The sequence below is a fragment of the Psychromonas sp. SR45-3 genome (assembly GCF_014163575.1).
GTDB classification, from domain to species: domain Bacteria; phylum Pseudomonadota; class Gammaproteobacteria; order Enterobacterales; family Psychromonadaceae; genus Psychromonas; species Psychromonas arctica.
Map to the genome: position 1 here is coordinate 111,984 of NZ_JACJDP010000006.1, position 14,146 is coordinate 126,129.

Annotated in this window: 10 protein-coding genes; 8 read left to right on the forward strand and 2 right to left on the reverse strand. The window is 38.2% G+C overall.

The annotated features are described in order from the left end of the window. Positions 1–113 precede the first annotated feature (113 nt). Positions 114–1,553, forward strand: a complete 1,440-nt coding sequence (gene treB, locus H5084_RS05520; RefSeq protein ID WP_182689808.1) for a PTS trehalose transporter subunit IIBC — start codon at positions 114–116, stop codon at positions 1,551–1,553. A 95-nt stretch (positions 1,554–1,648) separates the two neighbouring features. Then, positions 1,649–3,349, forward strand: a complete 1,701-nt coding sequence (gene treC, locus H5084_RS05525) for an alpha,alpha-phosphotrehalase (protein ID WP_182689809.1) — start codon at positions 1,649–1,651, stop codon at positions 3,347–3,349. Positions 3,350–3,500: 151 nt separating this feature from the next. On the opposite strand, the gene ispB is transcribed toward treC, so the two are convergent. Continuing rightward, a complete protein-coding gene (ispB, locus tag H5084_RS05530) occupies positions 3,501–4,472 on the reverse strand; it encodes an octaprenyl diphosphate synthase (RefSeq protein WP_182689810.1) in 972 nt (323 codons plus the stop codon). A 357-nt stretch (positions 4,473–4,829) separates the two neighbouring features. Here ispB and rplU point away from each other — a divergent pair, with 357 nt between their 5' ends. The 5 genes from rplU (at position 4,830) to H5084_RS05555 (ending at position 9,410) form a co-directional block, all read left to right on the forward strand. After that, positions 4,830–5,141, forward strand: a complete 312-nt coding sequence (gene rplU / locus H5084_RS05535) for a 50S ribosomal protein L21 (protein WP_025563511.1) — start codon at positions 4,830–4,832, stop codon at positions 5,139–5,141. A gap of 16 nt (positions 5,142–5,157) precedes the next feature. Then, positions 5,158–5,415, forward strand: coding sequence for a 50S ribosomal protein L27 (gene rpmA / locus H5084_RS05540; protein ID WP_025563510.1), 258 nt, complete (start codon positions 5,158–5,160; stop codon positions 5,413–5,415). Between the two features lie 152 nt (positions 5,416–5,567). After that, complete coding sequence (cgtA, locus tag H5084_RS05545) at positions 5,568–6,737, forward strand: Obg family GTPase CgtA (protein WP_182689811.1); 1,170 nt, start codon at positions 5,568–5,570, stop codon at positions 6,735–6,737. Between the two features lie 437 nt (positions 6,738–7,174). Beyond that, positions 7,175–8,038, forward strand: a complete 864-nt coding sequence (locus H5084_RS05550; RefSeq protein WP_182689812.1) for a mechanosensitive ion channel domain-containing protein — start codon at positions 7,175–7,177, stop codon at positions 8,036–8,038. 211 nt (positions 8,039–8,249) lie between these two features. Then, complete coding sequence (locus tag H5084_RS05555; RefSeq protein WP_182689813.1) at positions 8,250–9,410, forward strand: mechanosensitive ion channel family protein; 1,161 nt, start codon at positions 8,250–8,252, stop codon at positions 9,408–9,410. A gap of 325 nt (positions 9,411–9,735) precedes the next feature. On the opposite strand, the gene barA is transcribed toward H5084_RS05555, so the two are convergent. Continuing rightward, the gene (gene barA / locus H5084_RS05560) at positions 9,736–12,513 is read right to left on the reverse strand and encodes a two-component sensor histidine kinase BarA (RefSeq protein ID WP_182689814.1); all 2,778 of its coding nucleotides are present in this window, start codon (positions 12,511–12,513) and stop codon (positions 9,736–9,738) included. A gap of 115 nt (positions 12,514–12,628) precedes the next feature. Here barA and rlmD point away from each other — a divergent pair, with 115 nt between their 5' ends. Then, positions 12,629–13,969: a 23S rRNA (uracil(1939)-C(5))-methyltransferase RlmD gene (gene rlmD, locus H5084_RS05565; RefSeq protein ID WP_182689815.1), complete on the forward strand. Its 1,341-nt coding sequence runs from the start codon at positions 12,629–12,631 to the stop codon at positions 13,967–13,969. The last annotated feature ends 177 nt before the right edge of the window (positions 13,970–14,146 follow it).

Here is a 14,146-nt window from a genome sequence, read left to right on the forward strand (position 1 = left end):
TAACCACATTCTAAGTCGGCTCTTATTTTATTTATCTTTTTCATTGGTTATCATTTGACCAGTTAATGGGAGCGCTCCCATTGTTGTGGTTGATTACTAAAATGGACATCATTATGAGTAAAATTAAAGAACTAGATATCGCCTCCTTGATTGATTATATAGGTGGAAAAGACAATATCGCTAGTGTCAGTCATTGTCTGACAAGGCTTCGTTTTGTATTAAATAACAATGATGCCGCTGATATTAAAAAAATTGAAAGCTTAAAAATGGTAAAAGGTTGTTTTACTAATGCAGGTCAATTTCAGGTTGTGATTGGGACAGAAGTTGATGATGTTTATAAAGTCTTAAATAAACTCATTGGCCACAGTGGTGATACTAAAGAGCAGAGTAAAGTCGCTGCTCGCCAAAATATGAGCCTTTTAGAGCGTAGTATCTCGCATATGGCTGAGATTTTTGTTCCTCTATTACCCGCTATTATTACCGGTGGTTTAATTTTAGGTTTCAGGAATATCATCGGTGATATTCGTATGTTTGATGGGAAAACCTTAGTTGAAATAAGTACCTTCTGGGCTGCAGTACATTCTTTCTTATGGATAATAGGCGAAGCTATTTTCCACTTTCTACCGGTTGCTGTGTGCTGGGCAACGGTTAAAAAGCTTGGTGGAACACCGGTTTTAGGAATTGTTTTAGGTATTACACTGGTCTCTCCGCAATTAATGAATGCTTACAATATTGGGTCTCAAATCCCAGATGTATGGGATTTTGGTTTCTTTGTAATAGAAAAAGTGGGTTATCAAGCGCAAGTCATCCCTGCTATATTCGCAGGAATGGCATTAGCTTATATTGAAGTTAACCTTAAACGTATCATTCCTGCGTATTTATACCTTGTGGTGGTGCCTTTTATTTCATTGTTAGTCGCTGTTATTCTTGCGCATTCAATAATAGGCCCTATCGGTCGTGAAATTGGTAATTATGTCGGTTATGCAGCCAAAATAGCGATGACTGGTGATTTTGCCGTCATAGGCTCCATGATTTTTGCTTTCTTCTATGCGCCTTTAGTGATCACTGGTATCCATCACACTACTAATGCAGTGGACTTACAGTTAATGCAAGACATGGGGGGCACGCCAATTTGGCCGCTTATTGCACTATCTAACATTGCTCAAGCTTCTGCCGTTGTTGGCATCATTTGGGTAAGTAAAAAGGCTAATGAACGTGAGATTTCAGTGCCTGCTGCTATTTCTGCTTTTCTTGGAGTAACTGAACCTGCCATGTATGGGATTAATATTAAATATAAATTTCCAATGTTGAGCGCGATGATCGGTGCAGCGCTGGCTGCAGGTATATGTGGAAGTGCGGGGGTGATGGCTAACGGTATCGGTGTGGGCGGTTTACCTGGTATTTTGTCTATACAGCCCCAGTTTTGGATGGTGTTCTTTGTCGCTATGTTAGCAGCCATTATTGTACCAATTATATTAACCATCGTACTTTATAAAAGAGCTGAGAAAAATAATAAGCTTGAAGGGCAAGATGAAGCGACGACGGTGTCTTAATAGCCCCTCTTTAGGTTAATTTTATCTTTAACTTTAAGTATTTAGTAATTTCAAAAAATAGTGGATGATTTTTTCATTCACTTAACGAGTACTCTATGACAAATTTACACAACGAGTGGTGGCGAAAAGCGACTATTTATCAAATTTATCCTAAAAGTTTCTGTGATAGCGGGGGAAAGGGAACTGGTGATATTCAAGGTATCATCTCTAAATTAGATTATTTACATGCATTAGGGATCGATGCAATTTGGTTAACCCCTATTTATTGCTCACCGATGATTGATAATGGTTATGACATTTCTGATTATTACAATATTAATCCCGATTTTGGCTGCATGGCTGATTTTGACCAGTTATTGTTGACTGCTCACCAAAAAGGGATCCGGATTATTCTTGATATAGTGGTTAATCATACCTCTACTGAACATCAATGGTTTCAATCGGCTATCGCTGATAAAAATAGCCCCTATCGTGATTATTATATTTGGCAAGATCCAAAAAATGGTAGAGAACCGAATAATTGGCAATCAAAGTTCGGCGGTAATGCATGGAAGTTTGATCAAAAAAGTGGTCAATATTACTTGCATCTATTTGCTGAACAGCAAGCAGACCTGAATTGGGAAAATCCAAAAGTACGTGCGGAAGTTGAGAATATTATTAGCTTTTGGGCTGAAAAAGGTGTCGATGGATTTCGTTTAGATGTGATTAATTTGATTTCTAAGCAACCCTCTTTTCCCGAGGATGAAAGCGATGGCAGAAAATTTTATACCGATGGGCCGCGTGCGCATGAATATCTGCAGCGATTAAGTGAGTCTGTCTTTAATAAGTATGCTTCGGTTACCGTGGGAGAAATGTCTTCAACTAGCCTTGCGCATTGCCAACAATATTCTGCAACCGATGCAACTGAACTGTCCATGGTATTTAACTTTCATCATCTTAAAACAGATTATAAGAACGGTGATAAGTGGACTAATGTCCCTTTGGACTTATTACAGTTAAAACAAATATTTAACTATTGGCAGCAAGGGATGTATAACAAAGGTTGGTCTGCGCTTTTCTGGTGTAATCATGACCAACCTCGAATTGTAAGCCGTTTTGGTGATGATAAAAAATACCGTGTGCAATCAGCCAAAATGCTCGCTAACGCTTTGCATATGATGCAGGGGACGCCTTATATCTATCAAGGTGAAGAGATTGCGATGACCAACCCGCATTATCAATCAATTAGCCAATATCGTGACCTTGAAAGTATTAATATGCATCGGATCATGTTGGAGGAGGGGAAAACCGAGCAGCAAGTAATGGCTATTTTAGCCAACAAATCACGCGACAACTCACGTACGCCTATGCAGTGGAATAAAAAAGATCAAGCTGGGTTTAGTGATGTGCAACCGTGGATAACAGTGGCAAGTAATTATCCTGAGATCAATGTTGAAGATGCTCTGTTAGATCAAAACTCAGTCTTTTATCATTACCAAAAATTATTGATATTACGTAAACAGTTAGATGTTATTTGTTGGGGAGATTATCAGGATCTTTGTCCTGAGCATGAACAGTTATTTTGTTATCAGCGCACCACGCCTGAACAGAAATTATTATGTATTAATAATTTCTCCGCTGAGCAGGTGCCTTACGCTTTGCCGGATTCACTTTGTTTAGAAAATACAAGAGTTATTATTGCTAACTATAACAGCCCAGAACAAGTGGATCGTAATGGACAAGTCATAAATAGCTTAGCAAGCAAAGCGATCACGTTACGTCCCTTTGAAAGCCTAGTCTTGTTGGAGGCCGTGTAATAACAAGTGGAAAAAAGACGCTACGGGAGATGTATCTCGTAGCGTTTATTACTTGTGTCCCATTATCATTACAGCGCTTGCCTTATTATTATGATTGCAGTAATGGTAGGTTGCTTAAACATTGTTTGCTTTGTATTTCTGTTAACCTTTCTTAACTGACTCGGTTTGCAGCGATATGTGCAAGGCTGATCAACGCTTGTTTATATTCGCTTTCAGGTAAGATAGCAATCGCATCAATGGCTTTATCCGCTTCTTGCATTGCACGTTGTTTAGTATATTCAAGTGCCTTCGTTTCATTCAGTGCTTGCATGATTAAATCAAAGTGTTGCATACCATTGGCTTTTTCGATTGCTTCTCTAATCAAAGTACTTTGAGCCTCGGTGCCATGTTGCATTGCGTACAGTAGCGGTAAAGTTGGTTTGCCTTCTGCTAGATCATCACCGGTATTTTTACCCATCTCCTGTGCATCGGATGCATAATCCATGACATCGTCGGTTAACTGGAAGGCGGTGCCTAAATATTTACCGTAATCAAGGAGTGCATTTTCAATTGCTTTTGACTGCTCACCTAAAACAGCAACCAATTGCGTTGCGGCTTCAAATAGTTTTGCTGTTTTAAAGTAAATGACATCCATGTAGCTTTTTTCGGTTGTATCTGGATTATTACAATTCATTAATTGCAATACTTCTCCTTCTGCAATGATATTAGTTGCATTAGAAAGCACGTCCATTACTTTTAAGTTTTGTAGTTCTGTCATCATTTGAAATGAACGCGTATATAAAAAGTCACCAACCAAAACACTTGCAGCATTACCAAATAAAGCATTGGCTGTTTTCTCGCCGCGGCGAAGATCTGATTCGTCAACAACATCATCGTGCAATAACGTTGCGGTATGGATGAATTCAATAATCGCCGCTAACTTTGTAATGTTAGGAGAGTAGACATTAATCGCTCGAGCAGCTAATACGGTGATAAGTGGGCGAATACGTTTACCACCACTATTAATGATATAAAAGCCGAGTTGATTAATTAACGCAACATCAGAGCTTAACTGTTCAGTAATCAATTGATTTACCTGAGTCATACTTGTTGAAGAAAGCTGCTGAATTTGTTTAATATCCATGCGTAAAAAGTCCCATTGGATGTCTTGAAAATAGTACGCGTATTATTGCCGTTTATTGAACATATCTCAACACCCGATGGCGATTAACAAAGGCTTAAGCGTAATTTATTAGTGGTGGATATGTTTAACAACTATTTTGTTGATTTTTAATGCTTTATTTTGCTGATTTTTGATGCTTTTTTGGGCTTTTTTTGAGCGTGTAAATTTAACGATAATATAATTGTAATTTTTTAGCCAAAACTGATTGCCAAAGGGCGAATGTCTCTGTAGAATCCGCGTCCATTGTGATTAATTAGTGCGCTCTCGATGTTATGTTTGAAATAGAACAACACGAGATGCCTGAACGGAGTAAGAAACATGTACGCTGTTATCCAGAGTGGTGGCAAGCAACACCGTGTTGCTGTTGAACAAACTCTTCGTTTGGAAAAACTTGATGTTGAAGCTGGTGCAACTGTAGAATTTGATAAAGTTCTATTAGTAGCAAGTGCTGAAGACGTTAAAGTTGGTGTTCCATACGTTGAAGGAAGTAAAGTTACTGCAGAAGTAGTAGCTCACGGTCGTGGTAAAAAAGTTAAAATCGTTAAATTCCGCCGTCGTAAACATTCTCGTAAACAAGCTGGCCATCGTCAGTGGTTTACTGAAATTAAAATTACTGCGATTAACGCTTAATTAGGAGTTATTAAAAATGGCACATAAAAAAGCTGGTGGTAGTACTAATAACGGTCGCGATTCAGAAAGTAAACGTCTAGGCGTTAAACGTTTTGGTGGCGAATCTGTTTTAGCAGGTAACATTTTAGTTCGTCAACGTGGTACTAAATTCCACGCTGGTCTAAATGTTGGCCTAGGTAAAGACCACACACTATTCGCTAAAGCGACTGGTACTGTTAAATTCGAAAAGAAAGGCATGCCTTTACGTTCATTCGTGAGCATTGTTGCTGAGTAATTTGTTTCGAAGCAAAATTTAAAAAGCCTCGCAAATGCGAGGTTTTTTTTTATCTATCTATTTCTATTGAAATAAAAAATGTGATCTATGATCAATAGAAATAGGTATAATTGTCGCTATTAGAGTAGCGAATGTGTTTTTTGGAGGTTGTGATGAAGTTTGTTGATGAAGCAAGAATTAAAGTTGATGCTGGAGACGGCGGCAACGGCGTAGTCGGCTTTCGTACTGAAAAATATATTCCTCGTGGTGGGCCCAATGGCGGCGACGGCGGTGATGGTGGTGATGTCTACCTTGAAGCTGATGAAAATTTAAATACACTAATCGATTTTCGTTTTGTGCGTTTTTATAGTGCCGAACGTGGCGAGAATGGTCAAGTATCTGACTGTACTGGTTCACGCGGTAAAGATAAAGTGATCAAAGTACCGGTTGGTACACGTTGTCGTGATGATGATACCGGCGAGATTGTTGGTGATTTAACTAAAAACGGTCAAAAGCTAATGGTCGCTAAAGGCGGTTTTCATGGCTTAGGTAATGCACGTTTTAAAACGTCTACTAACCGTGCTCCTCGTCAAAAGACAGAAGGAACACCTGGTGAAGTACGTAACTTATTATTAGAGTTATTATTACTTGCCGATGTAGGCATGCTAGGTCTACCTAATGCAGGTAAATCGACATTTATTCGAAGTGTTTCTGCTGCAAAGCCAAAAGTAGCTGATTATCCATTTACTACGTTAATACCTAATCTAGGTGTAGTGAGTATGGGGCATGGTAATAGCTTTGTTATTGCTGATATTCCTGGATTAATTGAAGGTGCTTCTGATGGTGCTGGTTTAGGTACACGTTTCTTACGTCATCTAGAGCGCTGTCGTGTGTTATTACACATGATTGACTTGTTACCGGCTGATGCAAGTGATCCGGCTGATAATGCCTTAGTTATCTTAGAAGAACTAAGAAAACATAGCCCTAAACTAGCAGAAAAACCACGTTGGTTAATCTTTAATAAAACGGATTTGTTATTAGAAGATGAAGCTGAAGAAGTGATGCAACGTGTTAAAGATGCTTTACAGTGGGATGGCCCTGTTTATAAAGTGGCTGCCATCTCTAAGACGGGTACGCATGACGTGTGTAAAGAGTTGGTTGCTTACCTTGAAGAATTACCAACAGAATTCACGCCTGAAGAAGAGCGTCAGCAAGTTGAATTCCAATGGGACGATTACCATAAATCAGCCATTGACGCTGTTGAAGGTGCTGTGCATCTTGATGACGACGATGATGATGATGAGTGGGATGATCATCCAAACATCGTGTATGTTAATGAATAAAAATTAATCACTTAATTAACTGATTAATTGAATGACCAATAGTCTGCTATTAAAGCTAGGTTCTTGGTCATTTTTGTTTTTGTAACAATAAGCCTGCCTTATTATCTACCTTATTTATCTTATCTACCACGCTTCCTTTGGTTTTCATTGCTAGTCCATTGCATTCATTGTTATTGATTATCTATTTGAAAAACAGTCATTTGACTCCTGATCATAAGAATTAGTTGAAGTTAGTGTTAGCTGAATTATTATACCCATTCCATTAAGTATGTGACCAAATATCGCGCAGGAAAAATGATTCAATTTAAATTAGAGACGTTGGCAGATGGCTGTTCCCTTTGCAAAATTTCTGACTCAAAAGTGGTGTGTTTTAACTAGCAAGATTAAACCGCTATTTATCTTAATTAACGTTATTACATGGCATTTTAGGAGTTACTATGTCACAACAAGAACAACCAACAGTAGGCTCGTTAATATCTGAGACGAGCTTTATTGAACAAAGCATTAACTGGTTTAGCGAACACCATCAATTGTTTATAAGCCATATTCTTAATATTGTCATCGCAATAGTCATTATTATTGTAGGGAACAATATAGCGCGAGGGTTGTCAGTTTTTTTGGCTAAAAGATTAAAAAGCAAAGCAATAGACATGACCATCGTCGACTTTCTGTCTGCGATTACCCATTACGCATTAATTATTATTACTTGGATTGCTGCCTTAGGGCATTTAGGTGTTGAAACGGCCTCTTTAATCGCAATCATTGGTGCCGCTAGTTTAGCAATCGGCTTGGCGCTTAAAGGTTCGTTATCTAATTTTGCTGCTGGGGTTCTGTTAGTGGCACTACGACCGTTCACTGCGGGAAATTTTATTGAAGCTGCTGGCACTGCTGGTACCGTTGAATCCATTCAGCTTTTTAATTGCATATTAAGAACAGGGGATAATAAGCTTATTTTTGTACCAAACTCAGCTATTTTGAAAGGTAATATCGTTAATGTATCGCGCAAACCTGAACGTCGCATCGATTTAATTATACGCGTTAGTTATCAGGCTGATTTGAAACAGGTGAGACAGTTACTGGAAGCAACGGTACTAGCAAATGAGAAAGTCTTAAAAGAGCCAAGCTTACAAGTTGCGGTCTCTGAACTTGCTAGTTCAAGTGTTAACTTAGTGGTACGTCCTTGGGTTAAATCTGCTGACTATTGGTCTGTTCGCTTTGCTTTAACTGAAAGCATTAAAAATACACTCGATAATGCCGAAATTGATATTCCATATCCACAGCTCTATTTACATAAAAAGTAATATGAACTGTTGTTGAGACAAGCAGACTAACATCCTCATAGGTCCTGGTGTTATCCTATCTAGGTATTTATTATCTAGGTAGAATTGAATCTCAAGGTGGTGGGGCCTTTGTTAACTAGGCATTGCGACACATCATGGGATAGTATGAGGGCTTATTTTTATCCCCTTTTCATCACTATTTATAATAATGTTTTTTCTTTTAAGGAGTCATATGATTGAACAGGCTGAAGTCTATGTAAGTACTTGGTTACTTTCATTAAATATTGGTAACTGGGTTGCTAACTTTGCATTTATGTTATGTCTTACAATGATATTGCAACTAATTTGGCGTTACTTTGCAAAAAGAACTGAAAATGTAATTTCTAAAACGTCGAATAATTGGGACGATATAGTTTTTTATGGAGTGAATAAACCCATTAATTGGGTGATTTTGTTAATGGGGACCTCAATGTCACTGAGGGTCGTTGCCGAAAGTGAAGACTTGGTTATCTCTGACTATTTACCTGTGGTGCAAAAAGTCGCGATTCTATTTATAGTGGGGTGGGTATTCTGGCGCTTAGTCTATAAAGCAGAGCATACCTACGTTGCTGATGATGCAAAAGATACAACCACTGTGACTGCATTGGCTAAATTAGCAAAACTTTCCATCATTACTATTATCACGCTATCTATTATTCAAACCTTAGGGGTGAGTATTTCTGGTGTGCTCGCATTTGGTGGGATGGGGGGACTAATTGTTGGTATGGCAGCCAAAGATTTATTATCAAATTTGTTTGGTGCGACCATGGTTTATATGGATAAACCCTTTAAAGTTGGTGATTGGATACGTAGCCCAGATAAATCTATTGAAGGTACAGTGGAGGAAATCGGTTGGCGTGTAACGCGTATTCGCACTTTTGATAAACGTCCTATTTATGTGCCTAATAGTCTATTTACTACGATTGTTGTAGAGAACCCATCGCGTATGACCAATCGACGCATTAAAGAGAACTTTGGCCTGCGTTATAAAGATATTAAACAAATCGAAGGGATCATTAAATCTGTCAGAGAAATGTTGGAAAATCATCCCGATATAGATCAATCTCAAACGTTGATTGTGAACTTTGATTTATTTAATAACTCGTCACTAGACTTCTTTATCTATACGTTTACTAAAACAACTAATTGGGTTTTATTCCATGAAGTTAAGCAGGATGTATTATTAAAGGTTGCAGATATTGTGATACAACATGATGCTGAGTTTGCTTTCCCTACTCGTCAGTTACATCTTAATAAAGACGATCATAAAATGCTTTTTAATGATAACCATAAGCACGAAAGTAGTCAGTACGATAAATATGAAAAGTATGAGAAGCCTGAAACGGTAAAATAGGGTGGTTAACTAATACTTTTGCTTGATAGGTAATAGGAGTGCTTAGGTCACTGGCTTTTTCTATAAATCTAGCGATAGTGAGAAATGACGCTGGTACTGTAAAACTGTGTTGATAGTGTGGGGTTTTGTCATCGCTAGAACTAAACAATGTTTATAGAGCAAATGTTGATAGAGCAAAGGTATAATAAAGAGAAATGACCGTTGATATTTCAAAAGGTCATTTCTCTTAACTTAGCGGCGGGAATAAAAACTGCTTTTATCGAACGCTATGTACATACACTATATTTACAAAGAGCAGATATCATTTTCACCTGTTTTTTTAAAATTATTTTAAATAGGTCTGTGCTTCTTTTTCAACGTTATCAAGTTCGTCTAATAGCTCTAATAACTCAGGCTCTAAATGATGTGCTTTAACTCCTTGCTTCAGCTCTTTTTCGATTAAGCCGGCAATATTCTTTAATTTAGGCACGCCGCTATAGCTACAACCGCCATGAAATTTATGAATGATGGTAACAAACTGCTCATGGTCACCGTCTTCTTCAATCACTCGATTTACGACACTTCTGATACCTGCAAACTCATCTAATAACATACTTAACATCTCTTTTGCTAAGTCAGTTTTCCCTGCTGATTGTTGTAATGCAAGTGCCCAATCAAATGATTTTTTTTCTACAGTAGGCAATGTCGGGGCTGGCGTTGATGATGTTTCTTGAGCCGACAAAGGATCAATCACTTTTGCATTCGGCGCCCACTTATTAATAATTGCCTGTAAAGCCAACTCATCAATTGGTTTAGCTAAACAATCATCCATCCCTTTTTGTAGAAGCTGCTCTTTTTCACCTGGCAAAACATGTGCAGTCACGGCAATCACCGGGCTTTCTTGATTTAAAGAGTTCTTTTTTATTTCAGCACAGGCACTAACACCATCTAAAACTGGCATTTGGATATCCATGAAGATAATGTCAAAAGGTATTTTCTGTGCTTGCTCTACGGCTTCTCGCCCATTACGACAAGTCGTCACTCGATTAACGCGATCGCTTAGCATCGCTGAAATGAGTTTTAAATTGGCTCGATTGTCATCAACGGCCATCACGTTAATGTCTTTACGCTGCAATGGCGCTGAAACTTGTAATGTGGTCGGCGTCGTTTCATTAGAGACTAAAGCATTGGCAAAGTTTTTATGATTAATCGGCTTGCTTAAGCAATGAGTGATACCGGTATTCATTAATTGTTCATACACGCTTGGGTCACTGGAGTTGATTAATACAATGATATTGTCAGTATACTGCTTTGCTTGCTCTATATGGTTTAATAATGGACGTATATCTTGGTTATTGCTGTGTCCGATGACAATACTGTCATAGCATTTGTTGAGTGCTTTTTTCCATTGTAGATCTGTTTCAGTAAGCGTGGCGTTTGTTTTCCATTGCGTTAATAGCTGCGTGCACGCCCTTGCTGCATATTCGTTCGATTCATAGGCTAAAACGCTTCGACTTGATAGCCTTGTAAGCGGTAAAGATTCCAATGACGTTCTTGTATTTTTTTCTATTTCAATAACAAACCAGAAAACAGAACCTTGATCAGGTGCCGATGTTAAATCGATATGGCCTTTCATTTGGCGCACTAGTTTTTGTGTGATCACGAGTCCTAGACCGGTACCACCATACTGGCGAGTGATACTACTATCTGCCTGTCCAAAGGCTTTAAAGAGTTGTACTTGTTGCTCTTTAGAAATACCGATACCCGTATCCGAGATAACAAATTTAAGCTTGATATTGTTCTCTTTACTGCAGTCTTCTTCAATGCGTTGAATATTAACTTCAATATTACCTTGTTCGGTAAACTTGACGGCATTACCTATTAAATTAGTTAACACTTGTTGTAAACGCATTGCGTCGCCGATCAACTCTTGCGGTACATTGCTATCAATATACATACTGAGTTCAATATTTTTTTCATGCGCACTTTGCGCCAAGAGATGCATCGTTTCATTAATGCAATCACGAATATCGAAGGGAATATTTTCTAGGTCTAACTTGCCTGCTTCAAGTTTAGAGAAGTCTAAAATGTCATTAATGATATTAAGCAGATTACCTGCAGAGCGTTCAATCGTTTGTAAGTAATCAACTTGGTTATTAGTCAGTTGTGTTTTCAGTAATTGCCTTGCAAATCCAATCACTCCATTAAGTGGAGTACGTAATTCATGACTCATATTGGCTAAGAATTCAGATTTTACTGATGCCGCTTGTTGCGCTTCTTTACGGGTAATATCTAATTCAATATTTTGTACTTCCATTTGATCTAGTGTTTCTCGCAACTCACTAGTCGCTAAATCAATACTCTCTTGCATCTCTTCATGATGTTTAGACATGGCCACGGCCATTTCATTGATACCGTGCTGCAATAGGCTAATTTCGCCAGTGTACTCACCTTCTACACGTGAGTTTAAACGTCCAAGACTGATTTTCTCAACTACCGAGGCCATTTCTGAAATAGGGGCTGTAATGCGCTTTGCCTGTCTGAAAGCTAAATAAACACTGCCTAGTATGCCCATTAATACGACCAGCAAGGAGATTGCAGCATCGCGATATAGTAATAACTCAACTTGGTCGCGATTTATCTCTAATGCGACATAGCCGACCACTTTACGGGGTTGATCAAAGGTTAATTGATACTCTAAAAAGTTGGTTTCATCAATAATGGGACTATGGATAATAATATTGTTACCAATAGTGCTGATCTGCGGTAAATCTGGAATGGGTTCATCGACCGCTAATCTCAGTTGTTTATAATCCCGGTGATAATTACTGATCACAAATAATTCATTGTCAGCGGTAAAAATCGCAATACTTTTGATCATGGGGCTATTTTTACGGTGTGTCGCACCAATTAAACGGCGTAAAATAGTTCTTGTTTCATCTTGCATGCCATATTCACTGGCAATCGATAATGCATCAGCAACATTAAGAGCGCGATTAATTAAGAACTCATCGGCTTGTTGAAAGCGATGAAATGAAAAGTAACCGGCTAATAACCCACCAATCAATACAGTAGGAAGGATGGTATAAGCAATAACTTGTGCGCGTAGGCCGTATTTAGTCATAGGATAAAGTCTAATTTCAATGGAGTAATGAATGCTTGCATGTTTTATGTGACAATAGTGTACCGATAAACGTAATCGCTATCATGGCATAGCTTACTTCACCTGTGAAATATTTATGGCTCAGTTCTTCAAAGCATCGCGCACAAACAAGCAAAATAACAAAGTAATTAAACATTGTCAGATTGATAAACTCGATCATCAAGCTCGTGGCATGTTATTTCATCAAAACAAACCACTGTTTGTAGAAGGTGGATTGATCGGGGAAGTATTGGATGTTTCCATTGAGGAAGATAAAAAACGTTATAAAAAAGCGTCTATTATCAAAATACATAAAGCCAGTGAATTACGTATAACCCCGCATTGTCAGCACTATCAAGAATGTGGTGGTTGCCACTTACAGCACATTGAGCAAAGTGCTCAAATTGAGATAAAACAGCAAGGTGTATTAAGTTTATTTGAACGGTTTGCTAAATATAAGCCTGAATACTTAGAAGCCACTTTGCAATCTGATGCTTGGGCCTATCGTCGTTGTGCACGTTTTGGTGTGCTCTATGATAAAAAGACTAAAAAAGTACAGATGGGGTTTCGTCGCTCCAAAAGTAGCGAACTAATTAATCAACAAATTTGTCCGGTATTAAAACCTGCGTTATCGCAGTTAATTTTACCAATTAAAGCCTTATTAAACCAACTGCAAGGTAAAGCGGCACTTGGCCATATTGAGTTAGTTGAAGCTGAAAATACGGTGGCAGTTTTATTGCGTCATCTCAAACCGCTTTCTGAACAAGATGTACAGTTGATTATCGCTTTTTCTGAACAACATCAATTACAGTTTTATGCACAAAGCAGCCCAACCACCATCACATGTTTAACGACAGAGCATCAATTATCTTACTCCTTACCAGAGCAAGATTGCCAGTTTGGATTTAACGTTGATGATTTTCTTCAAGTAAATGCTGTGGTTAACGAAAAAATGGTCATGCAAGCAATGAATTGGCTCGCATTAAACGAAACTGACCAAGTATTGGACTTATTTTGTGGACTGGGTAACTTTACGTTACCTATCGCAAAAATTGCTAAACAAGTGGTTGGAGTGGAAGGTATTCAAAAAATGGTCGACCGTGCCACAGAGAATGCCAAACATTGCCAAATAAATAATGCGCAATTTTACCAAGCTGACTTAAGTGATCTGAACGCATTAAATGCACAATGGTCAAAGCAAGAATATAACAAAATATTATTAGATCCTGCGCGTGCTGGTGCTGCTGAATGTATGGCGTTTGTCGCCAATAAAAAACCAACGCATATTGTCTATGTTTCTTGTGATCCTGTGACTTTAGCGAGGGATAGCCAGTTGCTTTTAGAGCAGGGCTATAAACTTGATAAATTAGGCTTAGTCGATATGTTCCCACAAACTGCGCATGTGGAATCGATGGCATTATTTGTCAAAAATAAGTAATATTTATAGCGTAATAAAGTTTTAATTCAAATGAGAACAAAATATCCAATCTGTTTATCATTGGGTGTTTTTTAGTATTATTAGGATCTGCTGAGGCTGCATTAAAATTCGTCTTTAAAGTCTCAGTTTTAAAGGAGCATGTTAACAGTGCTTTAGTATTCATTGTTTGCTTGTAAT